Annotated in this window: 25 protein-coding genes and 3 pseudogenes; 21 read left to right on the forward strand and 7 right to left on the reverse strand. The window is 52.8% G+C overall.

Annotation, left to right across the window (positions count from 1 at the left end):
* On the reverse strand, nucleotides 1-280 hold a 280-nt coding region (locus tag JHJ32_RS19140), incomplete at its 3' end, for a hypothetical protein (RefSeq protein ID WP_200122059.1).
* Between the two features lie 413 nt (nucleotides 281-693).
* Between JHJ32_RS19140 and JHJ32_RS19145 the strand changes: the two genes are divergently transcribed.
* The gene (locus JHJ32_RS19145) at nucleotides 694-915 is read left to right on the forward strand and encodes a DUF2281 domain-containing protein (protein ID WP_200122060.1); all 222 of its coding nucleotides are present in this window, start codon (nucleotides 694-696) and stop codon (nucleotides 913-915) included.
* Nucleotides 916-1123: 208 nt separating this feature from the next.
* Entirely contained in the window at nucleotides 1124-1672 is a 549-nt protein-coding gene (locus JHJ32_RS19150; protein WP_200122061.1) for a hypothetical protein, read from the forward strand.
* A gap of 185 nt (nucleotides 1673-1857) precedes the next feature.
* On the opposite strand, the gene JHJ32_RS19155 is transcribed toward JHJ32_RS19150, so the two are convergent.
* Genes JHJ32_RS19155 through JHJ32_RS19170 form a run of 4 tightly spaced genes read right to left on the reverse strand, consistent with a single transcriptional unit; the run spans nucleotide 1858 to nucleotide 3522 of the window.
* Nucleotides 1858-1968 (reverse strand): hypothetical protein, encoded by a 111-nt coding sequence (locus JHJ32_RS19155; RefSeq protein ID WP_200122111.1) that lies wholly within the window; start codon nucleotides 1966-1968, stop codon nucleotides 1858-1860.
* 50 nt (nucleotides 1969-2018) lie between these two features.
* Complete coding sequence (locus JHJ32_RS19160; protein ID WP_200122062.1) at nucleotides 2019-2528, reverse strand: hypothetical protein; 510 nt, start codon at nucleotides 2526-2528, stop codon at nucleotides 2019-2021.
* An 8-nt stretch (nucleotides 2529-2536) separates the two neighbouring features.
* On the reverse strand, nucleotides 2537-3016 hold the full coding sequence (locus tag JHJ32_RS19165; protein WP_200122063.1) for a hypothetical protein: 480 nt from the start codon (nucleotides 3014-3016) through the stop codon (nucleotides 2537-2539).
* Between the two features lie 17 nt (nucleotides 3017-3033).
* A complete protein-coding gene (locus tag JHJ32_RS19170) occupies nucleotides 3034-3522 on the reverse strand; it encodes a hypothetical protein (RefSeq protein WP_200122064.1) in 489 nt (162 codons plus the stop codon).
* 150 nt (nucleotides 3523-3672) lie between these two features.
* Here JHJ32_RS19170 and JHJ32_RS19175 point away from each other — a divergent pair, with 150 nt between their 5' ends.
* From JHJ32_RS19175 to JHJ32_RS19205, 7 genes and pseudogenes are all read left to right on the forward strand, one after another.
* Nucleotides 3673-3882, forward strand: coding sequence for a hypothetical protein (locus tag JHJ32_RS19175; protein ID WP_200122065.1), 210 nt, complete (start codon nucleotides 3673-3675; stop codon nucleotides 3880-3882).
* Between the two features lie 57 nt (nucleotides 3883-3939).
* The gene (locus tag JHJ32_RS19180) at nucleotides 3940-5139 is read left to right on the forward strand and encodes a GTP-binding protein (protein ID WP_200122066.1); all 1200 of its coding nucleotides are present in this window, start codon (nucleotides 3940-3942) and stop codon (nucleotides 5137-5139) included.
* Nucleotide 5140: 1 nt separating this feature from the next.
* On the forward strand, nucleotides 5141-5815 hold the full coding sequence (gene yidD, locus JHJ32_RS23070) for a membrane protein insertion efficiency factor YidD (RefSeq protein WP_200122067.1): 675 nt from the start codon (nucleotides 5141-5143) through the stop codon (nucleotides 5813-5815).
* Nucleotides 5816-5861: 46 nt separating this feature from the next.
* Nucleotides 5862-5987, forward strand: a pseudogene (locus JHJ32_RS23250) (GTP cyclohydrolase I); the annotation flags it as partial.
* 116 nt (nucleotides 5988-6103) lie between these two features.
* Nucleotides 6104-6529, forward strand: a complete 426-nt coding sequence (locus tag JHJ32_RS19195; RefSeq protein ID WP_200122068.1) for a Fur family transcriptional regulator — start codon at nucleotides 6104-6106, stop codon at nucleotides 6527-6529.
* 48 nt (nucleotides 6530-6577) lie between these two features.
* Nucleotides 6578-8119, forward strand: coding sequence for a cysteine--tRNA ligase (gene cysS / locus JHJ32_RS19200; RefSeq protein ID WP_200122069.1), 1542 nt, complete (start codon nucleotides 6578-6580; stop codon nucleotides 8117-8119).
* A complete protein-coding gene (locus tag JHJ32_RS19205) occupies nucleotides 8103-8234 on the forward strand; it encodes a GTP-binding protein (RefSeq protein WP_200122070.1) in 132 nt (43 codons plus the stop codon). The genes cysS and JHJ32_RS19205 overlap by 17 nt, the downstream gene beginning before the upstream one ends.
* Before the next feature lie 40 nt (nucleotides 8235-8274).
* Here JHJ32_RS19205 and JHJ32_RS23255 read toward each other — a convergent pair.
* Nucleotides 8275-8319, reverse strand: a pseudogene (locus tag JHJ32_RS23255) (hypothetical protein); the annotation flags it as partial.
* A 197-nt stretch (nucleotides 8320-8516) separates the two neighbouring features.
* Here JHJ32_RS23255 and JHJ32_RS19210 point away from each other — a divergent pair.
* The 5 genes from JHJ32_RS19210 to JHJ32_RS19230 all read left to right on the forward strand — a co-directional run bounded on the left by JHJ32_RS19210 (nucleotide 8517) and on the right by JHJ32_RS19230 (nucleotide 10762).
* A complete protein-coding gene (locus JHJ32_RS19210) occupies nucleotides 8517-9116 on the forward strand; it encodes a hypothetical protein (RefSeq protein ID WP_200122071.1) in 600 nt (199 codons plus the stop codon).
* Nucleotides 9113-9256 carry a hypothetical protein gene (locus JHJ32_RS19215; protein ID WP_200122072.1) on the forward strand — a complete coding sequence of 48 codons (144 nt, stop codon included), beginning with the start codon at nucleotides 9113-9115 and terminating at the stop codon, nucleotides 9254-9256. Before JHJ32_RS19210 ends, JHJ32_RS19215 begins: the two co-directional genes overlap by 4 nt.
* Nucleotides 9257-9304: 48 nt before the next feature.
* On the forward strand, nucleotides 9305-9898 hold the full coding sequence (locus JHJ32_RS19220; RefSeq protein ID WP_233632765.1) for a TetR/AcrR family transcriptional regulator: 594 nt from the start codon (nucleotides 9305-9307) through the stop codon (nucleotides 9896-9898).
* Between the two features lie 67 nt (nucleotides 9899-9965).
* Entirely contained in the window at nucleotides 9966-10424 is a 459-nt protein-coding gene (locus tag JHJ32_RS19225) for a hypothetical protein (RefSeq protein WP_079718454.1), read from the forward strand.
* A gap of 11 nt (nucleotides 10425-10435) precedes the next feature.
* The gene (locus JHJ32_RS19230; RefSeq protein WP_200122073.1) at nucleotides 10436-10762 is read left to right on the forward strand and encodes a DUF3817 domain-containing protein; all 327 of its coding nucleotides are present in this window, start codon (nucleotides 10436-10438) and stop codon (nucleotides 10760-10762) included.
* 64 nt (nucleotides 10763-10826) lie between these two features.
* Here the strand turns inward: JHJ32_RS19230 and JHJ32_RS19235 are convergent, their stop codons facing one another.
* Complete coding sequence (locus JHJ32_RS19235; protein WP_200122074.1) at nucleotides 10827-12476, reverse strand: right-handed parallel beta-helix repeat-containing protein; 1650 nt, start codon at nucleotides 12474-12476, stop codon at nucleotides 10827-10829.
* A 473-nt stretch (nucleotides 12477-12949) separates the two neighbouring features.
* Between JHJ32_RS19235 and JHJ32_RS19240 the strand changes: the two genes are divergently transcribed.
* The 7 genes and pseudogenes from JHJ32_RS19240 to JHJ32_RS19270 all read left to right on the forward strand — a co-directional run bounded on the left by JHJ32_RS19240 (nucleotide 12950) and on the right by JHJ32_RS19270 (nucleotide 25318).
* Nucleotides 12950-16021 (forward strand): TonB-dependent receptor, encoded by a 3072-nt coding sequence (locus JHJ32_RS19240; protein WP_200122075.1) that lies wholly within the window; start codon nucleotides 12950-12952, stop codon nucleotides 16019-16021.
* 5 nt (nucleotides 16022-16026) lie between these two features.
* On the forward strand, nucleotides 16027-17709 hold the full coding sequence (locus tag JHJ32_RS19245; protein ID WP_200122076.1) for a RagB/SusD family nutrient uptake outer membrane protein: 1683 nt from the start codon (nucleotides 16027-16029) through the stop codon (nucleotides 17707-17709).
* 152 nt (nucleotides 17710-17861) lie between these two features.
* Nucleotides 17862-18737 (forward strand): SDR family NAD(P)-dependent oxidoreductase, encoded by an 876-nt coding sequence (locus JHJ32_RS19250; protein WP_200122077.1) that lies wholly within the window; start codon nucleotides 17862-17864, stop codon nucleotides 18735-18737.
* 92 nt (nucleotides 18738-18829) lie between these two features.
* A complete protein-coding gene (locus JHJ32_RS19255) occupies nucleotides 18830-19759 on the forward strand; it encodes an AraC family transcriptional regulator (protein WP_200122078.1) in 930 nt (309 codons plus the stop codon).
* 138 nt (nucleotides 19760-19897) lie between these two features.
* Nucleotides 19898-20712 (forward strand): annotated as a pseudogene (locus tag JHJ32_RS19260) (DUF808 domain-containing protein).
* A gap of 134 nt (nucleotides 20713-20846) precedes the next feature.
* On the forward strand, nucleotides 20847-22736 hold the full coding sequence (locus tag JHJ32_RS19265; protein WP_200122079.1) for an alkaline phosphatase: 1890 nt from the start codon (nucleotides 20847-20849) through the stop codon (nucleotides 22734-22736).
* Nucleotides 22737-22885: 149 nt separating this feature from the next.
* The gene (locus tag JHJ32_RS19270) at nucleotides 22886-25318 is read left to right on the forward strand and encodes a S9 family peptidase (protein ID WP_233632766.1); all 2433 of its coding nucleotides are present in this window, start codon (nucleotides 22886-22888) and stop codon (nucleotides 25316-25318) included.

Raw genomic sequence — 25318 nt, forward strand, 5'->3', positions numbered from 1 at the left:
CGTCAACGAAACTATGGCCATGCCGTGATACCAAACGCATGCCGGTGAACGAGCAGGTGCTTTGGTAAAGCCGTAGGATGTGCCGATTGAACAGCCTGTTGCGTACAAAGATATCTTCCTCGGTGTCGATGCGAATGGTTTTATATTGCGCCTCCGGTTCTTGAAGGATATACGCCTCCGCATCGTGCAGATAACCTTCACCACTGTGCTTGGCCGCAAGGAAGTAAGCTTTTTGCTCGGGGAAGTACGTATCCAGTAGGGCAGTCTGCAGGATGGACACGGTTTGGTTTTTCTAACAATCTTATGGCGTTGTCATAGGTCTTAAAAAGGTTGCGATTTCTTGGCTTGGCGAGTAGCAAGTCAAATGCGTAGTTGTTTTCCGTGGCCACGTCCTCCAAATCCAGAAACTGCCCATAATATTGGTAGGCTTTGCGGGTGATGACATCCTGCCGGCTCAAATCGAAGCTCACCGGTTTGACTAAGTGCAACGCATCTTTGCTGCGCCATGCCACGTCAAACTTCACCACGGTAGCTGGCCGCGGCTCTACTGCGTAATCTAATTTGAGGCGTTGGTCGTTGGTAAGACTAAAATCTTTTCCAGAATACTGCTTAGGTATTTGCGGTATTTGGAGAGTAAATGGCCTTCATCTAGTTTTAGAAAAAATAGCTTATCTTTGCGTAAAGGAGATAGCTATGTACACGGCGATAAAAGGAATCTATGAAAATGGTAAAATAACGTTTATCGAAGAGCCTCCAGTAAAGTCTAAAGCGGAAGTAATGATTACTTTTCTCACGGGGCAGGACAGCGCTGAAAAGGTTCTGAAAGGGAAAGTGAAAATTGGACTGCTGGAAGGCAAAATAAAGCTTCCTGAGGACTTCAATGAGCCGTTAGATGACTTAAAAGATTACATGTAAATATGTACTATCTGCTTGACACTCACGTATGCATTTGGGCTTTAGCAGACCAAAGTAAGTTGTCCGATCGAGTACGGGAAACCCTTGAAAGCAATGACAACGGTTTTTTTTAGCTACGACTTTTCAATTTCCTCGTAGCACTACGGAAAACACCGACTGCGGTGTGGTACGGAGAAATGCGCACTAACCGCACGCTACCTTTGTGGCGATGAAAACACTGCTATTACTTTGTGCCGCTTTGCTGACAAGCGGAAAGACAACTCCTGAAGTGACCTTGCCGGCCGCTGACACCTATTTTTACGGTACGCTCAACGGAAAAAAATTCACCGGCAGACCCGGCGAATTCTACTACTGGTTTGCAGGCGAAGATTTGTTTCTGTCTTGCAATTTTTCGGAAAGCGAAATGTTCTACGCATGGATAAACGGCATGGGGCCCACCGCCCGGACGGGTACTTTTGCATGGTACGACGGATCTTCCTATGCAGGGCAGAAAGGTAAAGCCATCCTGCAGCAAATTATTCATGGCGACTCTTATTCTCGCCCAGATACGTGGCGGAAAGTATGTGAACCCGGCGGGCACACTAAATACCAGGCATCGGAAGGTGGCATCACGATCTCCAAGATTGAGACGGCCAACGGTGAGACCTATCTCGAAGGCACGATGACAGCGACTTTGTGGGATAACCGGAATCGGTGCAATGCCGCGAAGGCTGCTGATGTATCGATTGCCTTCCGCATCGCTGAATCCAAATTATAGCGTTGCGGGCTTCGAGTGGGGGAGGAGCCCGTTCATGTCGTGCTAAATCACCTACAGGCAGCTTCGTTTGCGTGATACGCCCGCTGGCCATGCCTGCTCCCAGCCCCATCGATGGAGACAAAGCTTGGGAAAACGGAGCGTATTATTTCGGCGTGGGCCATCAGCGAGGTATCCAGTACCTGGTCTTAAAACGAAAAATCACCCGATGGGATCAGGTCAATACCGGCATCCCGTTGCAGGAGCCAGTTTTTCCGGCGGATTTCCTTCCCCGAGTCGATCAGTTCCTGCCCGCTTATCCTCCCGGACCAGTAGGCCTCATTGCTCTATATTCGATTATTTAATTGTATCATTTGCTTTCTGCCAGTTTCGTGGCCCCACGCAGCTGTATTTCGGCGCGGTTTTCATCTTCCCCATTCAGAAAGACAGTCCCTTTGATGGTAATGGGCTCCTCGCCGAACGTGAGCTTGGTGTTGTCGGCCATGGTTATTTCAGCCATGGGCGGGATGCCGTTCTGTCCGCAGAACATGCACTGGTATATGGGCAGCACCGACAGCAGGAAGACATGGTGGCGACGCCCCGGCTCGATGGGTACCATGTACCCCTTTAGGGTTACCGTTTTACCGTCGAGACGCTTAAGCGATTCGGGGAAATGAGGTGTATAAATCGTTTGCCCGTCTTTGTGCGTCACTTTGTACATCAGCTGATCGAACGTTTCCCAGACAGCGTTCATCAAGGGTTTGTGATCAACGAGATGGGTCGGATCCGCTTGCTGCGCACTTACTGTCAATGACAGCAGCATCAGCACACATGCCGGAAACCCTCTTTTGCAGAACCAAGTTAAAAAACGCAATGCCATTGTCAGGATTAACTTAAATTGCCGGAATACATACATACCAAATCGGAATGTATGGGTCTAAAGTCCTTTGTATGCACTGAAAATAATTTCCCGTTAATCAAAGGTGGAGTGGTAAGAAGCCCCTGAAGCCCTGCTTTTAATTCTTTTATTTTTTGATTCAGGTGATGCGAAAGAATCAAGGTGTGTTGGTGTTCTGCATCCCAGGAACTTAACACATGTTTTTTGTGTTTCTGCAAATGGGCGTAAGGTCCATTTAACCCTTTGATTGTAAGGAAATGTTGATTTTTTAATGCGTCCAGAACGATGCAATTGTCTTCAGATAATATAAATGTAATTTTCCTAATGCTGTTTTTATCTAAAAGTGCCACGATTTGCCCAACTGTATTTTTATCCAAAATCAGCGTGTTGCCGAGCGTGGTATAAAAATAATTATGGCCTTCAAATCTGGCATTGATGGCAGATTCAAGCTGGTCAGTTGGGCAAATCATATATAAGCACTTTCGCATTAGGCAACAGGCCCCGGGTTATAGGGCAATGATGATTGATGTAAAATGATTCTAATTTTATCGTCGTCACAGACTTTGAATACAAAGCTTTTGTTTACAAAAATGTGGCTATCATCGGCCCCAATAAAATGAACGTTGCATTGGACAATAGCCAGATCGTTATGCAGTATGTAATCAAGCTTATTAAACCAAACCTTTACCCATGGCTTTAATTTGAATCCTTTGTCGTCAGGGAAATTGCTGTTTCCTCCGATGAAATAAGCAAGGGCTCCCTCTTTGGTGGGTCTGAATGTTTGCGGCCCATAGGCCAGTGTCGGCTTGAATAGGACTTTGCCACTGTCATAGTCATAGTTGTCACTCAGCACTTTATCGGCAGCTGAGGCTACATCTCCACCTTCAGAATAGATTTTACCGATCAGAACCACATTGTCGCACCAAAGTTGCAAGGTGTCAATCACCATTTTTTCGCTGAATTGTTTTTGTTCCATTTTTTGATTGTTACAGTTTAATATTAAGTCAATGCCACGTTATTTGATTTTCTCCAAGCCCAACAAAGGTAATACATTGTTTTTTCGATTGCAACTTAGTTGCTTTTGTTAAATTTAATTTATAGTTTTGACCGACCAGAACGCAACGATATGATACCACAGGATTTCGAAAGCTGGAAAGATTGCATCGAGCGGCAGTGCCGGATACCGCTGACGGCAGCTTTTGCACGGCAACGGCTTAACGTCTACAACAACCCCGAGCTGCCGGAAACGCAGCAATTCATCCGGCTCTATGGTGAGGAGCACCACAAGCGCGTAGTGGATTGGTTCAGCCGTATCGCCCTTGAACGGATACGTTGAATAAAGACAATGCATGGAACATTTAGATAACGATACAACTATAAAAAAAGGAAATCTATGGGAGCAAAAAAATTACCCGTAACTGTATTGAGCGGATTCCTCGGAGCGGGAAAAACCACCCTATTGAACCATGTGCTGCACAACAAGGAAAACCTCAAAGTCGCCGTCATCGTCAATGACATGAGCGAAGTGAATATTGACGCCCAACTGGTAGAGCGGGAGAACACGCTTTCGCGCACGGATGAAAAGCTGGTGGAGATGAGCAACGGTTGTATCTGCTGTACACTTCGGGAGGACCTGATGGTGGAGGTGGAACGGCTGGCCAGGGAAGACAGGTTTGACTACCTGCTTATCGAAAGTACGGGTATTTCAGAACCTGTACCGGTGGCACAGACATTCAGCTACGTGGACGAAAACAACGGCATCGACCTTTCCCGGTTCAGTTACATCGACACGATGGTGACCGTGGTAGACTGCTATAATTTTTTCAGGGATTTCGGAACCGACGAGACCCTGCAAGACCGAAACATGACCGACGATGAAAGCGACACGCGGACAATTGTGAACCTGCTTACCGACCAAATTGAGTTTGCCAATGTCATTGTGCTCAACAAGACGGATCTGGTATCGGATGAAACAGTAGGCACCTTGGAGGCCGCCATACGGAAACTGAACCCCGATGCAAGGATCATCCGGTCGCATTTCGGGAAAGTGGATACCAGCGAAATATTGGGTACCAAGTCATTCGATTTCGAGAAGGCGGCATCCTCCGCAGGCTGGATAAGGGAACTGGAAAACGAGCATACGCCCGAAACGGAAGAGTACGGTATATCCTCCTTTGTTTTCCGCACGCAGCGGCCTTTCCATCCTCAACGCTGGTACCGGTACCTGAATGAACATTACCCGACAGGAGTCATACGTGCCAAGGGGCTTTTCTGGATGGCCTCCCGGCCCAACATGGCCATCAGCTTCAGCCAGGCGGGCGGCAGCCTCCGTATCGAGAGTGCGGGCGCATGGTGGTGCAGTATTCCGGAGGCCGAACGCTACCGCTATGCGGATTACCTCGAGCACCGCGATTCCATCGAGGGCCGCTGGCACCCGCAATGGGCCGACCGGAAAACGGAACTGGTCTTCATCGGACAGGATCTGGACAAAGAGAAGCATCTGCGTGATCTGGAAAAGTGCCTGCTCACGGAAGAGGAGGCGGACGATTGGCGTTACACGCTGTGGAAGGACGAATTCCCCGAAAATATCTGAAATGGAAACATCTTCTTCATTTCTACGTACACTGGTAATCTTACCCATCCGGGCTTACCAAGTGCTGGTTTCACCACTGTTCCCTCCATCCTGCCGGCATGTACCCACTTGCTCGCAGTATATGGTGGAGGCCATCGGCGAATGGGGCATAACGAAAGGTGTGCCGATGGGGCTGGAACGACTGGCGCGCTGCCATCCCTGGGGAACATCAGGATATGATCCCATACCCCGAAAACCATCGGCGCCTGTGACAAGCACATCTCCGGCAGGGACACCGCCGGAAGTGCTGGAGGAAACCGACCGGCTGGAACTCCAGTTCGGCAAACGGAGCGGACTGATTCCGGTGACCGTACAGGAGAGCGCTTCGGGTCAGATACTCATGCAGGCTTACACCGACCGCGACGCATTCGAATTTACCTGTACCCACGGTAAGGCTGCATTCTGGAGCACTTCCCGAAACGAACTGTGGGTCAAAGGTGCCACCTCGGGTAATACGCTATCTGTAGACCGGATCCTCGTGGACTGCGATCAGGATGTGCTGGTTTATCAGGTCACCCTCGACGGTGCGGGCGTATGCCATACGATCGGCAGGGATGGCAGGAACCGCAAAGCCTGTTTTTACAGGGATTATGACATCGATACAGGTAAATTGAAATTCATCCCGGGTATGGAATAGGAACCCCGGTAAAAAAAGAACCGATCATATGGAAGAACGACTCATCGGGCGGGCACATGTGGGATACATTGGGGAAAAACAGGTCATAGGTCTATCCAAAATCAACCGTGTTGTGGAATATTATGCCCGCAGGCCGCAGGTACAGGAAAGACTGACACTGCAGATATTTAACGAACTCAGGGCATCCGCGATCCATATAGCGGGACGACCACCCTGGAATACGGAGGTGCATTCCTTGAGGCGGAGTGCAGGGAAGAATTCTTCAAAATGATATAAACAAAAGCGATTATGGAAGATCTGTCAAACCTGTTGCGGGAACACGGAATGCGGGTAACGCGTATGAGGCGCACCATATTGAAGATGCTCATCACCTCGAATCGATCGTTTTCAGTGCCGGAGTTGCAGGCCCACTTCGGTGATAAAGCGGACAGGGTGACCTTGTACCGCGTATTCTGGGACTTCCATTCCAAAGGCCTGGTTGAGCGTATCGTGGATATCGACGGCGTGGCGCGCTATATATACCACGATGACGAATGCAAGGCGTTGCATCCCCATTTCCGCTGTAAGGATTGCGGGACGGTCCATGGCCTGCCACAGCTTCCAAAATCCTACATGGAGGCGATGCGGGAGCACCTCGTCGACAGCGCTGTACTTTGGTTTTCCGGAACCTGCCAGGACTGCCTCAGACGGAATCGGCTGCCCATTAATAAGTAAATTTATGAAGAAAATTAGACTCGGACATTCATGAACTTATAACCACGCATGGAGGCCAAGCCAGTAAAAAAATATCCGCTCCTTATCTACAATTCCCTGACGAGAAAGAAGGAGCCGTTTATCCCCCTCCAACCGGGTATGGTGGGTATGTACGTTTGCGGTCCGACGGTTTACGGTGAACCTCACCTTGGTCACGCCCGATCGGCAATAACGTTTGATTCTATTTTCCGCTATTTAACTTTTCTGGGATACAAGGTGCGATATGTGCGGAACATCACGGATGTCGGGCACCTCGAGGATGAGCTTAACGGGCTGGGCGAAGACAAAATCTTACGCAGGGCACGAACCGAGCAACTTGAACCAATGGAAGTAGCCCAGCATTACACCAATCTATACAGGGAAACCATGCGCCGGCTTGGTGTCCGGCCCCCGTCCATTGAGCCGGTGGCGTCAGGCCATATCCCTGAGCAGATTGCCATCATTTCCCGGATCATTGAGCGCGGTTTCGCCTATGTGGCCAACGGATCCGTGTATTTTGACGTACACCGGTATGCGGGGGAATATCCCTATGGCGAACTTTCGGGTCGGACAGTTGGAGGCCAGCTTACCGCAACGCGGGAACTGGAAGGAACCGACGGGAAAAAGAATTTCGAGGATTTCGCGCTCTGGAAGAAAGCAGACCCCATTCATATCATGCAATGGGATTCGCCCTGGGGACGTGGTTTCCCCGGCTGGCATATCGAATGTACCGCGATGAGCCTGAAATATCTCGGTCTCCCGTTCGACATCCATGGCGGGGGTATGGATCTCAAATTCCCGCATCACGAAGCCGAAATCGCGCAGGCCAAAGCGGCATTCGGTAAAGCACCGGTTAATTACTGGATACATAATAACATGGTCACGCTGGAAGGGCAGAAAATGTCGAAATCAAAGGGGAATTTCATTTCTTTACCGCAACTGTTTTCCGGCGAACATTCCCTACTCGAAAACTCCTACGATCCGCTCACCGTGCGGATGTTTATCCTGCAATCCCATCATGGAGGTGAACTGGATTTTTCGAATAAGGGACTCAAGGCAGCCGAATCGGCGTTGGAAAGGTTGAACAATTACCTGAAGACGCTGGACCGGATGGAAATGCTGCCTCTGGGAGAACCGGATAAGTCGCTGGATATGCAGGTGGAATTCCAGTGCGACGCTTGCTATACGGCCATGGGCGACGATTTCAATACGGCAAAAGCAATCGCCGTGCTCTTCACGCTCGGCAAGGCCCTTCAATGGATCGGGACGAATTTTACGCGCATTCCCCTTCAATCGGAAACATGGCAGCTTGCTTTGCATACTTTCCGCGGTTTCATGGAGCATGTGCTCGGTATTGCAGACGGGAACAGTACAGTGGACGTGGATACGGACCTGACGAGGGAATTGCTGAATCTTCTTGCAGACATCCGGACGAAGGCAAGGGCAGAGCGGAATTTTGCACTTTCGGACGATATCCGCGACAGGCTTGGCAAACTTGGCTTAACCACTTATGACATTGCATCAACGGAATTGACTTCAAAACAGGAGAACAATCATGGAAACATATCGTGAAAACACGACGGACGGAACATCCCGGCCGGTAACCATTCTTACCGGATATCTCGGTGCTGGAAAGACCACGTTCCTGAATAGTCTGATGGCTGCAAATCCCAACGCGGCCAAGTAAGCTCAAAAGCGGGCTTTAGGTAATACTTTCGGAAATATTCCCTGTCTGACAGATGCAGCGCTAATTGTAGTTTTTCTCTGTCCATTTCGTTCCTTTGGTGTTATCTTGGTTGACGTCCTGTTTTCAAGTGCTATTTTATCGAGCAGGCTGCAACCCAGGGTTGACCTCACGGCAATGGTAGACCTGGCATTTTTGCTGATTACCTTCCGCACTCGACCGTAATGGGCAAAGCTGGTATCCGGGAAGTGCTATTATGAATACAGCGGAAATACAGTGACCGTGGTGGCACACCAACGTTTGGATCCGATAGTTTACCAACGGGCAACATTCACGATGGGGGACAACGGTTATCCTGCGCATTTGATTTATAATTACGACTGGAACGGCGCAGAATATGAGGCAACCTATACCTACAATTCGGCTGCGAACCTTGTGAAAAAGGAAACGAAGGGGGCGCCGTGGGATGGGCCTGGTGTGCTGACTGGGTCGAGCGACCCTACTGCGTACCAACATACCTACAGCTACGAGTATGAAAACGGCAACCTCATCAAGGCGGTTACAACCGGCACTTTCAACGAGGAAACGACTTATGAGTATCATACCGATAAAGCCAATTATGAGGATTGGAACCAAGGGCTAATTCGTTTTCAGGTCAACTCCCACGCCGGATCGGGATGGGAGCCCGGCATGGGCAAACATAGTAAGAACTTGCTGAAACGATCGCGCTATCGCTCATTCGACTATGGGTATACTTCGGACGTCGAATACCAGTATGAATTCGACGCCGCTGGTCGCGTAACGGCTGTTAATCGGTATACTCAGGTGGATGGCCAGCCAATCGACGGGCGCCCGATGCGGATCGAATTCAGTTACAGTAAATGATTGGACGCTTTAATCCCGGGATACTCGGCGATGGGCTTTACGACGTTCTCGATTGCGGTATTGTTAAAGAAGGTATCGACTTTCCCGAAGGCGTCGGCGGCATACCGGGCATGGATGTTGGTTTAAACAAATCCAACTAAAAATCAGCGGAAAATCCCTTACTTTGTAAAAAATACCAGGTAGTATCCATGATGAAAAAGGCAGAAGCTACCCGTTTAAGCATCCTTCAGAAGGCTTTCGGATTGATTTACGTACGGGGTTATCAAACGACCAGCATAGACGATATCCTGGCGACCACCAACGTGACGAAGGGGGCTTTTTACTACCATTTCAAAAATAAGGATGAAATGGGAGTGGCCATCATCAGGGAATTGCTGGTGCCTACGTTTGAGGCGACGTTTATCAGGCCGCTGCAATCGGATGGCGATCCGGTACGGATCGTGTACAACATGATGGAAGATATACTCATGGCCAATGAATTTTTGAAAGTGGAACACGGCTGCCCGGCGGCAAATTTTACCCTGGAAATGGCACCCTGGCATGTGGATTTTACCAAGGCACTAAACGACTTGTCAACCAAATGGAAAAACGGAATAATCCAGTGCATAGCGAATGGTAAAAAAAGGGGTGAAATAAAAGAGGACGTTTCGGAAGAAGAAGTGGCAGTGTTTATCATGTCGGGGTATTGGGGTATCCGAAATATGGGGAAACTGGCCAACAGCAAATCGGTATACCGGGCTTACCTCCAACAGCTTAAGCTGTACCTGGAAACACTGAAGTAATTTTTTTGCCTTAAAACATACTAAGTGGTATGTTTTTTTTATACCTTTGGCTGTCAAAAAAAATCAGATGTATCAGGTGCTTATTGTTTTGCATTCTTCATTGCGCTGGCTGGTATTGATTAGCCTCGTCGTTTCGTTATACAGGGCTTGCCGGGGATATTACGGTGGTGCGAAATTTTCAAAAGCCGACAATGCCATACGGCATTGGACAGCGACGATTGCGCATATTCAGCTGATGGTGGGAATGACGTTGTATTTCCAAAGTCCGCTGACCAGATTTTTCATGAAGGACTTTCACAATGCCAAGGAGCGTGCTGACCTTTTGTTTTTCGGCTTGATACATGGCTTGCTCATGCTGCTGGCTATCGCCGTGATCACCATCGGCTCGGCTGTGGCCAAACGGAGGCTGGCTGATAAGGAAAAGTTCGGGGCCATGCTTGCGTGGTATTTGGTGGCGCTTATTGTTATTTTTATTGCCATCCCGTGGCCTTTTTCGCCCCTTGCTGGCAGACCTTATTTCAGATAGACAGAACAGAAATGAAAACATTGTTGAAAACACAGGTCGGACGCTTGCGCCTTATCGGATATTTGGAGGGCGCTTCACTGCTTATTCTTGTATTCATCGCCGTGCCTTTGAAATATTGGGCGGATGTCCCTGAGCTGTCCAGAATGATGGGACCCACCCACGGCGCGCTGTTTCTGCTGTTTGTGTTCAATACGTTAAGTGTAGGTATTGAGCAGAAATGGAAATTCAGCGAAACGACCTGGAAAGTACTGCTTGCGTGCCTGGTTCCTTTCGGAACGTTCTACATAGACCGCAAAGTGCTAAGGTACGCTCATGCGCGATGTGAGGACGGTAAGTGAGCCTGGCCGTGAGGCGCTAAGTACGGCATAAGGCATCGGGAAAATGCGTTTTTGCCGCCAGCGGTTATAACAGTGCCCGAGCTACGCTATCCATCGTCACCGAACCTTCTTGCTCAATGACAATGAGCCGCGGGGCTTCAATGCCTTCGTGCTGGGGATAGATGTTGTCCTTGAGCAGCAGCGCATTGGGGCTACGGGAGACAAAGGCGGGCGCAGGGGCATTCCCGGGGCTGCGGGCAAACGTATTGCCGACAACCTTTAGCTCCGGTGCCCCTTCATCCCGGATGCAGGCGGCCGTTGATAGGATGGTGTTGGCTTCGACGACTACGTTTGAGGCTTCGCCATGGATGGTCAGCGCATCGACGGCCGTATCGGCCGTAATCTCATTGCCGCTCAGGATTGCTTCGTTTACCTTGCGCAGCGAAATGGCACCGCGGGGCGACCGGCTGGAAAGCAGATTGTCTTTGAAGACGAGGCTGCCCTCCAGGTGGAAATTGATGTTGCCTTTGAGGTTGTTGCCGATAAACACGAGGCTGTCTACCTGGATGTCATTATGCAGGGCCAGGTAGCCGATATGGTTGGAGTCGAGCTGCAATTTTTCTGCCCTGAGGTCGCGCAGGACACGCAATCCGGTGAAGGTGTTTTTGACCAGGCGGATCTGGCCCTGCCTGCCGACGATCTCGGCAAAATTGTCTGACTTGTTGTCTATCACGTTCACGCCGTCGCACTCGCGGATGTAGACGGCCGGCCGGTTGCTCTGCTCAGACCGGTTGCCCTTGACCAACACCTGCTTGAGACCTACCAGGGTGGCAATGCCCGAGCCATCGCGGGTCTCGGTGCCGTTGACCCAGCCGTTGCCTTTGCTGATGTTTTCTGCGATGTAAGCGTTGATAGCCACTGTACGGGAGGCTTCAGGATTGTTGATATCAATCGCATCGGCCGCATTTTCGAAAAGCTTGTTGCGCGTGATACGGTAATCGCGCTCGACACCCATGGATCCGAAGGCTACTTGCACGCCGCTCATCCCGTTTCGGTGAATGTCGTTGCCATGGATCGCCACATCGCTGCAGCTATGAAGGAAAATGCCGTTTTCTGCATTGTCATGGATATGGCTGCCGCGGATGCGGATTTGCTGGCAGGTCTGTATCCGTATGCCGGTGCCGCGCTGGTAATAATCGGGGCTCCGCCGCTTCATGCCGTAGCCGGCCACCTCCACGTGGTCTATATGGATAGCGCGGCTTTGGTGGATGTAGAACCCCGCGAAGGAAAGCAGCTTGGTGGAGTCGCCGATCGCCTTGGCGTGATGGATGGTGATGCGCTCGCAACTGTCCAGACGCACGGCCTCTCCGTAGGTATGGGCTTCCCGGAAGCTGATGTGGATGTCTTTGACGTTGTGCCCGTAGAAAAGGGGATAATCGGAGTATTGCTTGGCCCAGGTGAAGTCTTCGGCCACGTGCGGCGGCAGCTGCTTGATCATCCCGTTGCTCCGCAGGCTTACCCCCTGCCTGAGGTGGATGGTGCGGATGCGGTATACCCGGTCGCCCGGCAGGTGCACGGTATCTCCCGAAGAGGCGTTGTCGATGAGTGTCTGTACAAATTTGGTGTCGTCTCTTGAAATTGATGTGTCTGCACTGCCCGCCTGCCCGTGGCCTTTCGTGGGATGCATGTTGGCCAGTGCGAGCAAAAGCAGTGACACGAACGGTAGCTGCTTCATGTAAAACCCTTTGTTCTAGTATCCTATAACGCCTGGATAAACCAGGTGACTTCTATTAATAATAACTCAAAATCACGGAAACTATTGCCCCTGCCGCACAGCTTTGCCGGCGAGGGCCGGCCTGATGGGTGCTGTTTTGCGGCGTAGTAAAAACCTATGCGCCATAAACGCTACTACAACGTTTTCGTAAAAAAACCCTTAAACAGGTCAAACCTTGGGGTTTTCTTGTGCGTTTTACCCTTGTCTATCAGCGACGGTCTGCACCCGTGAAGGGACGGACTTCGCCTGTGGAGCCAATTATAAACAGGGGGATTGCATAGGCTCCCGCGGTTCCGGCCAACATTGCTAAATGGGTTTTGCGATAACCTTCCAGATACGAATGGCAGATACTGGCTTGTCGGTGGTTTTCCGTCAACGTGGTTTTCAGAAAAGAAGTAAATGTAATATCCAGTTAATGTCTAAATGCTTAATTTATGAGACAAGTAAAATCCGTTGTTTTTTTGGGATGCTGGCTGATGCTGGCTACTTACCCGTCTGAGGCGCGTAGCCCCGATATGATGGGCAACCGGCATGTGCCGAGCCGCCAGCAGGAGGTGCGCGGAAGAGTGGTGGATGACGCGCAGCAGCCCCTTTCGGGGGCTACGGTGAGCGTCAAGGGAAGCGAAACCAAAGCTTCGACCGATGAATGGGGCAATTTTGCCATTACGCTGCCGGCGGATACGGCCACCTTGGTGGTATCCTACATCGGCTTCGTGACGCAGGAATACCCTGTGTGGGCGGATCGCTCCGGCGAAATCGTGGTAACCATGGAGGCCGAAGCGGCCAACGAACTCGACGAGATCGTGGTGGTGGGCTACGGCACGCAGCGCAAACGCGATATCACGGGCGCGGTATCGTCGGTGGATGCACAGGCGATAGCGGAAGTGCCTGTGACCCAGGCGTCGCAGGCGCTGCAGGGTCGTGCGGCGGGGGTGCTCGTGACCAATACGAGCAACAAACCGGGTGCCGGCGCTACGGTGCGCATCCGTGGAAACCGTTCGTTTTCTGCGGGTAATGATCCGCTGTATGTCATCGACGGAATACCCATCACGGGCGGATTGCAGGACATCCCGCCCCAGGATATCGCCTCGATGGAGGTGCTCAAGGATGCTTCGGCCACCGCTATCTACGGCTCGCGGGGGGCCAACGGGGTGGTCATCATCACTACCAACCGCGGCGCGACCGGTGCAACCGTGGTAAGTTATGACGCGTGGTTCGGCATGTCCAACGTGTATAAGCAGATTGAGATGATGGACGGGTCAAGGTTTGCCGAGTTCAAGCGCGAATCGCGCCGGGCCACGGGCGATTATGACGACAGCGACCCCAACGCAGACCGCAATACGCCGGGGCTCTTTTCGCCCGTGGAGCTGGAGTCCATAGCGCTGGGGCGGAGCACCGACTACCAGGACCTGATGCTGCAAACCGGCCACAGCATGAACCACTCGCTCAGCGTGCGGGGCGGCAGTGAGAAAACCCGTTTCAACATCAGCCTCAATTACATGAACGACCAGGGGATCATCCCCATCCAGGACTTCAACCGCTATGCGCTGCGCTTGAATCTCGACCACGACATCGGCGAGCGGATACGCATCGGTGCCTCCATATTGGGCAACTACAGCATCACCAACGGGCAAAACCTCAACCCGTATGACGATACGCTGCTGGAAAATCCGCTCGGGGTGCCGTACGACGAAAATGGTGAGCTTGTCTTCCTGCCTACGCCCGATGGGCTGCGGAGCAACCCGCTGAGCGAGCTGGTGCCGGGCGCACTGCTCAACCGCAACAAGCGCATGCGCTTGTTTAGCAGCCTCTACGGTGAGGTGCAGCTGGCCGAAGGGCTCACCTACCGGCTCAACTTCGGGCCCGACCTTATTCAAAACCGCGTGGGAAACTTTCAGGGCCGGTATACCAATGCCCGCCTGGGTGGGTCTACTGCCGCGCAGGGCAATGAAGACCTCGTATTCAACTATACGCTCGAAAACCTGGTGCGGTACAACAGGGTCTTCAACGACCGGCATTCATTGGAAGTGACGGGCTTGTTCGGCATCCAGCACCGGCAGTTTGAAGCGACCAACATCAGTGTGCGCGGCATCCCGGTGGAGGAGATGCAGTATTACAACTTCGGGGCGGCGGAAGAGATCCTCGGCACGGGCAGCTCTTTCGAACAGTGGGATATCCTCTCATACATGGGCCGTGTAAACTATGGGTATGACGACCGCTACCTCGTAACCCTCACGGCCCGCATCGACGGCTCCTCGCGCTTTGGGCGCAACCACCGCTATGGGTTTTTCCCTTCGGTGGCCGTGGGATGGAACATCAGCAACGAGTCGTTTATGGAGGGCGCCGAATTTTTTGATCTGCTCAAGCTGCGCGCCACGTACGGCGAGACGGGCAACACCGGCATCGCCCCGTACGGCACGCAGGGGCTGCTGGCGCGCACCACCTATGCCTTTGACGAAACGGGCGCTTTCGGGTTCAGGCGCAACCAGCTGCAAAACGATAACCTGAAATGGGAGACGACCCGCCAACTCAACGTGGGGCTGGATTTTTCGATCTTCAACGGCCGGCTTTCCGGAAGCGCCGAATACTACCGGCAGGATACCCGGGATCTGCTCATGCAGCGGCAGCTGCCCTTTACCAGTGGGTTTGGCTCGGTACTGGAAAACATCGGCGCTACGCGTAATGTGGGCGTTGAGTTCAGCCTGTCAACCGTCAACATCCAGGCGGAGGATGAGCGGGGGTTCAACTGGACGACCGATCTCAATTTTGCAACCAACAAGGAGAGTATCCTGGAGCTGTACGGCGGTGCGCAGGACGACGTCGGCAACCGGTGGTTTATCGGGGAGCCGATACAGGTGTACTATGATTTTGAGAAAATAGGCATCTGGCAAGCCAATGAGGCTGAAGCTGCGGCGTCTTACGGCCGGGTGCCCGGCGAGATCAAAATCAAAGACCAAAACGGCGACGGGGTCATCAATGACCTGGACCGCGTGATCCTGGGCAACAACCGGCCGTCGCTCACCGGGGGCTTCACCAACCGCTTTGCATACCGTGGATTTGACCTGTCGGTCTTCCTCTTCTTCAACGTGGGCAATATGATATACAGCACGTTTCACGAAGCCAATAATACGTTGTTTGGCCGGTACAACAACCTCAACGTGGACTACTGGACGCCTGACAACCCGACCAACGCATACCCGCGGCCAAACCAGAACCAGGAGCGGCCGGTGTATAGCACGTCCATGGCTTACTTCGACGGCTCGTTTCTCAAAATCCGGAACATCAACCTGGGATATAACTTTCCCTCAAGCTGGGCGGCGCGCATCAAAGCGCAATCCCTGCGCTTGTACGTGAGCGCACAGCAACCGCTTATCGTCTCGTCCTACGTCAACAGACACCAGGGCGTCGACCCCGAGGGAATCGATTTCAATAGTGACAGCGAGCAGCTGCCGGTGGATACCCCGCCGGTACGTACTTGGCTCCTCGGTTTGAATGTTAAATTTTAAAAGTGATGAAAAACAAGATTTCAATCCTATATGCCGTGCTGGTGATCGCTTTTGCCAGCTCGTGCCAGCGTATGCTCGACGAAGAAATCCGCTCCCAGGTGAGCAACAACCACCTGTCTACTCCCGAGGGGTTTGAAGATGGTGTCAAAGCGGCCTACTCCACGCTGCGTACGTTCCATGCCAACGAAATGGGCATGACCATGACCGTCTTTGGCACGGATACCTACACCATGGGCTCGGATGGGGCGTATAAATTTGTGAATGAATATACATCGCAGTTTGATCCGCGGACGGGCTTTGTACGCGACCTGTGGAACAACCTGTACATCGGCATCAATGCCTGCAACACGGTTATCGACCGTGCCGACCGCGTGGAGGGGCTTGCCGAGGAAGTGAAGATCATCCGCACGGCGGAGGCGCGGTTCCTGCGGGCTTACTACTACTTCACACTTGTGCAGCAGTTTGGGCCGGTGCACCTGGCCACCGCCGAAACGACGGAAGTGACGACCGAGGCGTCGCGCGCGCCTGTACCGGACATATATGCGGTGATCGTGGATGACCTCCGGACAGCGATAGCCCAGCTCCCGGCTACCACGCCCGACTACGGGCGCGCCACCAAGCCGGCGGCGGAGCACCTCCTCGCCCGTGTGCTGCTCACCCGCGCGACTTCGGAAGCGGCTGAAGATACGGACTATACGGAAGCCGCCGCGCTGGCTGAACAGGTCATCACGGGCTACCAATTCCGCCTGCTGGACAACTTTGCCGATGTATTCGTGCAGGGATCCGGCGAGCGGAATGATGAGGTCATCTGGGCGGTGCAGTATACCCGAAATGCGATCACCAATGGCGCTAATTCGGACGCCGATGGCACGGGCAACGCCGCTCATCGCTACTTCCTCATGGAATATGATGTGCTGCCCGGCATGAACCGCAATGTACGCGACGGGCAGCCTTGGAAGCGGTTTATGCCGACCATGTATACGCTGGGATATCTTTTTGCCGACCGCGAGAATGATACGCGGTACCGCAAGAGCTTTGTGGATGTGTACCTGTGTACCAACCCCGGCACGTATACCGTAGACGGCAAGGAGGTAACCTATGAGCTGGGCGATACGGCGGTGTGGCTGCCGGGGTATGAGCTCGACCCTGAAGTGCGCGCCGCCAAGGACTTTATGGTCATCGAACCGTCGGACTATACGCAAAAGTTGTATCCGACGCTCACCAAATTTCTCGATCCGGAGCGGCCGGATATGAACTATGAGTTTGGCTCACGGGATTTCCTGGCCTTCCGCTTGGCGGAAACCTGCCTCATCGCCGCGGAAGCGTTTATGTATGCCGGTGACCCGGCGAAGGCTGCCGAGTACCTCAACAGGGTGCGCGGAAGGGCTGCATATGACGGGCTGGATGAGGCGGAGGACGCCCGGCGGCGTGCCGCGATGATGGTAGACCCTGGTGATCTTTCGCTGGATCTCATCCTGGAGGAGCGCGGGCGCGAACTTCTCGGCGAGCAACTGCGCTGGTACGATTTGGTGCGTACGCATACGTTGGTGGAACGCGTGCGCGCCCACAACCCCGATGGGGGCGACAATATCCGGGATTTCCACGTGCGGCGCCCCATCCCGCAGGATCAGATAGACCGTACCGCCGGCGGCGCCGAGGCTTTTCCGCAGAATCCGGGCTACAACTGATCGGACCGAGCACCTACCTGTGCGGCCGCCCTGCGTTTGCGGGGCGGCTTTTATTGTCGCCCGTTTTGACTACAAATATCCGCAATTTGACTACAGGCAACCTGCCGTACATCCTCACCTTTGTGATATCATGAAATCTCAAAATATATTATATGATACAGCAACAGGAAAATAACGGCACCCCGCCGACGGCAGGCGGGGCTGGTAAGGTGTGGTTCATCACGGGCGCTTCCCGGGGTTTTGGGCGCATTTGGGCCGAAGCCGCGCTGAGACGCGGCGACAGGGTAGCGGCTACGGCACGCGCCCTGCCGAGCATCGCCGATTTTAACGATAAATATGGGGCAAACGTGCTGACGCTGGAGCTCGACGTCACCCGGCCCGACCAAGTGACGTCTGCCGTGGAACAAGCGCATGCGCACTTCGGAAGGCTTGATATTGTGCTGAATAATGCGGGATATTCGCTCGTAGGCACCATCGAAGAGGCCAGCGTGGAGGAAGTACGGGCACTTTATGATACGAATATTTTCGGCCCCATTTCGGTGATTCAGGCGGCGCTGCCATTGCTGCGAAAGCAGGGCAGTGGCCATATCATGGGTACATCGAGCAACCTCGGCCATGTGACGTTGCCGGTAATCGGCTACTACTGCTCATCGAAATGGGCATTCGAGGCTATCCATGAAAGCTTGGCCGAGGAGGTCAAACCGTTCGGGATCAAGGTAACGATTATCGAACCGGGTGCCTATGCTACCGAATTCGGGAGCCAGCAGTCCCTGAAATTTGCGGCTAGCCTGGATAGCTACACCGATTTGAAAGCACAGTTTGCCGAACGGCTGAAAACGATGGAAAGGGGCGATCCGGAAGCGACGCCGGAAGCGCTGTTCAGCGTGGTGGACGCTGAGCATCCGCCGCTGCGGTTTTTCCTCGGCAGCCATAACCTGCCCTGGGTGCGTGCTGCGTATGCCGAGCGGCTGGCAACGTGGGAGGAATGGGAACATATTTCCAGCTCCGCACAGGGTAAATCGGTATAAACGATACGGAAACGAAAAAAAATTTGGTAACGGTGCCACGATAGCCGATATTTAAAACAGTATCGGTCATCGTGGCATTAAGGGCTTAAAAAATGAAAAAGGAAGAAGTAGACCACCGTAAGTTTGATTCGCTGTCAGACGCGCATCGGGTGCTTGGCTTACCGCAGCCACAGCATCCGTTGATAAGCTTAATCAATGGGGCGAATAGCCCCGGTGGGGTAGGCGGGCCTTGCCGCCCTCACGTGCTGAGTTTCTACAAAATATCGTACAAGCCGAAACTGGGCGGAAAACTCCGGTATGGCCAGGCGTATTATGATTTTGATGAAGGCGGGTTGTTGTTTGCTTCGCCCAACCAAATAATCGGTGGCTCGACCGGCGATGGCGTTGATGGGGGCAACTGTTCGATGTATACGCTGCTCATCCATCCGGATTTCTTGTGGAATTACCCGTTGGCGAAGACGATCAGGCAGTTTGGCTTTTTTTCTTACTCGGCCAATGAAGCGCTGCACCTTTCTGAACAGGAGAAAACAACCGTGATTTCCATTTTCGAGATGATCGAAAATGAGCTGCATGGCAGAATCGATGATTTTAGCCAAGATGTGGTGATCTCACAGATTGAGCTGTTGCTCAACTATGCCAACCGTTTTTACAAACGGCAGTTCATTACCCGAAAGGCCATGAACAATGAACTGCTGCAACAAATTGAAGATCTGCTGGACGATTATTTTGACAGCGAAAAGTCGCTGAGCCAGGGTTTGCCCACGGTTCAGTACCTCGCTGAGCATGTAAACCGGTCGCCCAGTTATCTAAGTGACATGCTGCGATCGTTGATCGGGCAGAACGCGCAGCAATATATTCATAACAAGCTCATCGAAAAAGCGAAAGAGAAACTGTCTACCACCAACTCATCGGTGAGTGAGGTTGCTTATGCGCTGGGTTTTGAACATCCGCAATCGTTTAGCAAATTATTTAAAACGAAAACAAACCTTTCGCCGCTTGCCTTCAGGCGGTCGTTTAATTAACGTGGATAGCCCCCCGCTGCCAGCCTTGTTGAATACCTGATCGGTTGAATGATTTTAATTGATATTTTTATAGCCAGATAAACCAACGACAACATGGCATCGGGATTTTTTGCAATTCTGGACGATATCGGCGCTTTGATGGACGACGTGGCCGCGACGAGCAAGATAGCGACGCGCAAGACCGCCGGTATATTGGGCGACGACCTGGCGGTGAATGCCGAAAAAGCGACGGGCTTCCTGGCTTCCCGGGAACTGCCGGTGCTCTGGGCTATCACCAAGGGATCACTGCTCAATAAGCTGATCATCATTCCGGTAGCCTTGGCACTCAATGTGTTTCTGCCGGTGGCGATTAAAATCATCTTGATTTTGGGTGGATTTTACCTGGCTTATGAAGGTGCTGAAAAAATTATCGAATACCTTTTCCACCGGCCGAAGAAGGGGCATGAAGTGATTGAAGAGCGGAGTACGAACGGGAGGGATGCCGAAAGGGCAAAAATAAAGGCGGCGGTGACCACCGACTTCATCCTGTCGATAGAGATCGTGATCATTGCCCTGGGGACGGTGCTGGATAAAAGTCTATCGATACAGATCCTGACGTTTCGGTGGTTGCGCTGCTGGCGACGGTCGGGGTGTACGGCATTGTAGCGCTTATCGTAAGGATGGATGACGTGGGCTTCCGGCTGATTAAACATTCGCACGATAAGGGGTGGTTGGCTGGGCTGGGGCATCTGCTGGTAAACGCCTTGCCGGTGGTGATCAAGTCGTTGGGTGTAATCGGTACCATCGCGCTCATCTTGGTGTCGGGCGGTATATTCGTGCACAATATCGACTACCTCCACCATTTTCTGCCCGTGTTGCCGCCATTGCTTAAAGAAATGGTGATCGGCCTGGTGGCGGGAATCATCGCGGTTGCCGTCATGACAGTGGGCAAAAGGGTATTTGCAAAGGGGTAGCAGTGGCATGGGTTGCCGGAGTCAGTCTTTACCTAAAGACAATTTTGGTTCAACATTAAGTTAACACAGCTCCGCCACTTTTGCGGGCGTATACTGCTTATTGTCAAATGAGGCAATGATTGAATCGATAAAACATGAAAAACATCATCCATATACTGGGGCTGGCGGCGGCATTGCTGGTGGCGGCATCGGCGTCTTCTCAAATCCGCCCCGTGGCCTACGTGGGCAACGCGCACTCCCATAATGATTACAGCCGCAACAACCCGTTTACCCTCGCCTATAGTCTGGGGTTCGGCTCGATTGAGGTAGACTTGTTCTTCCGCGATGGGGAACTGTATGTGGCTCATGAAGCAAAGGAAATCAGCAGTGAACGCACGTTTGACAACTTGTATCTCCAACCGATACTCCAAGCTTTCAAGGACTCGGAAGACGGGTATCTTTATCCCGACCAGGGGCAACTGCAACTGCTGATAGACCCGAAAACGGATGGTACGGCTATCCTCAACGTGCTGACCGAAAAATTGCGGCCTTACCGGAATCATTTCGACAGCAAGAACAAACCCAAGGCGGTAAAACTGGTCGTGAGCGGAAAAAAACCAAAAGCCGCCAACTTTGCCGACTTCGATGAGATCTTCTTTTTTGACGGGGATTTGGGCGTACATTATACCCCCGAGCAGCTGGCACGCATCGGCTTATTCAGCGCGTCTTTCTCTTCCGTCTCCAAGTGGAACGGCCTCGGAAGGCTCACCGAGGCGGATTTGAAAAAGATAACGGCTATCGTGGATTCGGTACACCGCCTTGATAAAAAAATACGCTTTTGGGCAACCCCGGATACGCGAACCACATGGTACGAATGGGTGAAGCTGGGGATTGATTACATCAATACCGATGACCCGATTGGGGTATCGGAGTTTATGCGCAACTACCCGCGATATGCTTACCAGGAACAAGCGCCTTATGTGCCCTACCAGCCTCGCTATGGCGCCAAACCGGGCGCCGCCGTACCGCGCAACGTTATCCTGCTCATCAGTGATGGAGCCGGATTGTCACAGCTTTGGGCGGCGGCCATTGCCAACCGCGGATTGCTGAATGTGCTCAATATGCCCTACACGGGTTATTTATATACCGGCTCGACGGATAACAGCCATACCGACTCTGCCGCGGGAGGCAGCGCGCTGGCTACGGGCGTCAAAACCCGCAACCGCCATATCGGCGTGGATACCTTAGGCAATCCCGTGACTAATATTCCCGACCGCCTCGCCGTGAAGGGGATGGTGAGCGGCATTGTGTCGAACGACCGCGTGACCGGGGCGACGCCGTCTTCGTTCTATGCCCATGTGAGCGAGCGCGACTTGTCGGACAGTGTCGCCCGTGGCCTGCTCGACTCCAAGCTTTCGCTGGTCGTTGGGGGCTTCCATCCGGCGTTTGCCAAAGCCGACAGTGCCTTGCTCCGCCAGCTGCGGAGCAAAGGGTTTGACGTGCAGCAAGGGGTATCGGGTATCGAAAACAGCAGCAGCAAACGCGTGCTGGCGTTTGCGGAAGACCAAGTGAGCCAAGAATGGGATAAATTGAGCAAGGAGCAAGGGCGCATACGCACCGACTACCGCATGATCGAACATGCATTCCTGCCTTCGGTGAAATTCCTGGAAACACAGAGCGGCGGCAACGGCTTCTTTCTCATGGTGGAGGGAGCCAAGATAGACGGCGGCGGCCACGGCAACTCCATGCCTTTCACCGTAACGGAATACCTGAGCTTCGACAGGTTGGTGGGCCAGGCGCTGGAATATGCAGACGCCGACGGCGAGACACTCGTCATCGTCACCTCCGACCATGAAACCGGCGGCCTCGTGGTGCTGGATGGCAACGATAAAACCGGCCATGTGCTGGGAAGGTTTGCCACGACTGACCACACGGGAATCCCTGTGCCGCTGGCTGCGTATGGCCCCGGTGCTGAGCATTTTCAGGGATTCGTGGATAATTCGGAAATAGCGAAGCGCATCTACGGGTTATTGGGGGTCGAGTAGTGCGGTATGTGCTGATTCGGTGGCTATAGGCCGGCTGAAAATGTATAAAATTTTTGTTATGTGTTATCGGTTTGCCCGATAACTGCTTATAAATGCCTACGTTTGAAGGGCTGAAAAGCAGAATCTAAGTAGGTAAATAAGAGAAACAAATGGATTTTATACGTATGTACAACCTGAAAATGCGCAGGGTGGTCGTATCTTGCCTGTGGCTGTCGCTACTTCCTCTGGCGCAGGGCGCGATTGCTCAACAGCAGATAAAATACCAAGTGCCCCCGCAAAGTATCGTTGATTTGGTAGATGCACCGCGCGCCGCCGTGTACCGGTTCAGTACCGACGGCCGCTGGCTGATGATTTTGCACCCACCGGGCTACCAGTCGATCGAGCAGGTGGCGCAGCCGGTACTGGGTATTGCAGGCTTGCGCATCAATCCAATCACCAACACTTGGGTGGCCGAACAGACGGATACCTACAAAGCGGCAACCATACGAGACTTAAAGACGGGCGAGGAGTTTGAACTAACCGGACTGCCCAAGGATGTACAGATGGCCGATGTAAAGTGGTCTCCCAAAGGGAATGGCATCGCTTTTTTAAACAAATCCCTCAACGATACGGAGCTATGGGTGGCTGATCTTGACCAGCGCTCAGCAAGAAGAATCTTGAGCCAGGTGAATGATACCTACGGCGAATCGTTTCTTTGGGCAAAAGGAGGCGACGCGCTGCTCGTGCGCCAGGTGATCCGCAATCGTGGGCCTGTTCCGCCGCCGCCCGTGGTGCCCGAAGGGCCAATCGTGCAGGAAAATCTCGGAGGCAAGGCTCCTGCCCGTACTTACCAAAACCTGCTTGCCAATGCCCATGACGAGGCACTGATGGAATATTACTTGACTGCGCAATTGGTGGAGGTAGCGCTGGATGGCACGGCCAAGGATGTTGGTGAACCGGGTATCTTTGAACGGGTATCGTATTCGCCAAACGGGAAATACCTTTTGGTGGAAAAGGTCGTCCGCCCGTATTCGTATGTAGTGCCGATCTCCAGTTTCCCCACTGCGGTGGCTATCTGGTCGGCGGACGGCGCGCCGGTAAAAGAACTGCACACTACTCCTTTGGCAGATAACCTGCCGCCGAGCTTCGATGCCGTCATTGCTGGCCCACGGAATTTTGCCTGGCAAAAGAATGCGGAGGCAACGTTGACCTGGCTGGAAGCGCCGGACGAGGGAAACCCGGAGCGGGAGGTTGAGTTTCGGGATGAACTGTTTGCCTTAGATGAGCCGTTCGATATGCAGGCAAAGAAAAAGCTATATGCGGCAAACTACCGGATTAGAAGTGTGTACTGGAGTGAGGATCGGGCAATTGTGAGCGAAAACTGGCGCAAGGACCGGAGTACGAAACTGACATGGATAGATCCGGCGTCGGCAACGGTGATAAAAACGCTGTCTACCCGCAAATCGGAAGATACCTATACTGATCCGGGTAACTTCATCATCGGAAAAAAGGGGCTACTGTTGACTGATAAGAAAGGTCGTGTGTTTACAACGGGTACGGGGGCCTCTCCGGAAGGTGACCGGCCGTTTGTGTTGAGATGGCAGCTGAACGACGGAAAAGTGGACACACTGTTCAAATCGCAGCGGGGGTATTACGAAGAGCCGGTTTTCTTTAACGACAGCGGGATTGTGTACTTCACACGCGAATCTGCGACCGAATCGCCCAACTTGTTTGCGGTGGCACTGCGGGGCAAAAAGGAAAGCCGACTGACTGACTTCCCGGATCCGTATCCGAGCTTGAAATCCGTACAGAAGCAACTGCTGTCATACCCGCGAAAGGATAGTTTGATGCTCAGCGCGACGCTGTATTTGCCTGCTGACTTCAAAAAAGGCGACCCGCCGCTGCCGGTATTGATTTGGGCGTACCCACGCGAGTTTAAGACCAAAGCGGCTGCGGGCCAGGTAAAAGGCTCCGCGCACCGCTACCCGGTGCTCGCATTCCGCTCGCCGGTGTACTGGGTGACGCGGGGCTATGCGGTGCTTGATCAGGCGGATATGCCCATCGTTGGCGAGGGCGACAGCGAGCCGAACGATACCTTCATCCAGCAAATAGAAGATAACGCCCGTGCGTTGATCGATTATGTGGTGGGTATGGGCGTGGCCGACAGGGATAGGATTGCTGTTGGTGGGCATTCCTATGGTGCTTTTATGACGGCAAACTTGCTTGCCCATACCGATTTGTTTGCGGCAGGGATAGCGCGCAGCGGCGCGTATAACCGTACCTTGACGCCCTTCGGCTTCCAGGGTGAAGCCCGTACATACTGGCAAGCCAAGGAGGTGTATGACGCCATGTCTCCTTTTACGTATGCCTCGCAGATTAAATCGCCATTGCTGATGACCCACGGCATGGACGATGAAAACTCCGGCACCTTCCCGATCCAGAGCGAACGGTTGTATGCCGCAATCAAAGGTCATGGCGGTACGGTGCGCTTGGTATTGCTGCCCAAGGAGTTTCACGGCTACCGAAGCCGCGAAGGTGTGCTGCACACATTCTGGGAACAAGATCAGTGGTTGGAGAATTATGTAAAAAACCGAAAAAAATAA

This window comes from Parapedobacter sp. ISTM3 (assembly GCF_016533505.1).
GTDB classification, from domain to species: domain Bacteria; phylum Bacteroidota; class Bacteroidia; order Sphingobacteriales; family Sphingobacteriaceae; genus Parapedobacter; species Parapedobacter luteus.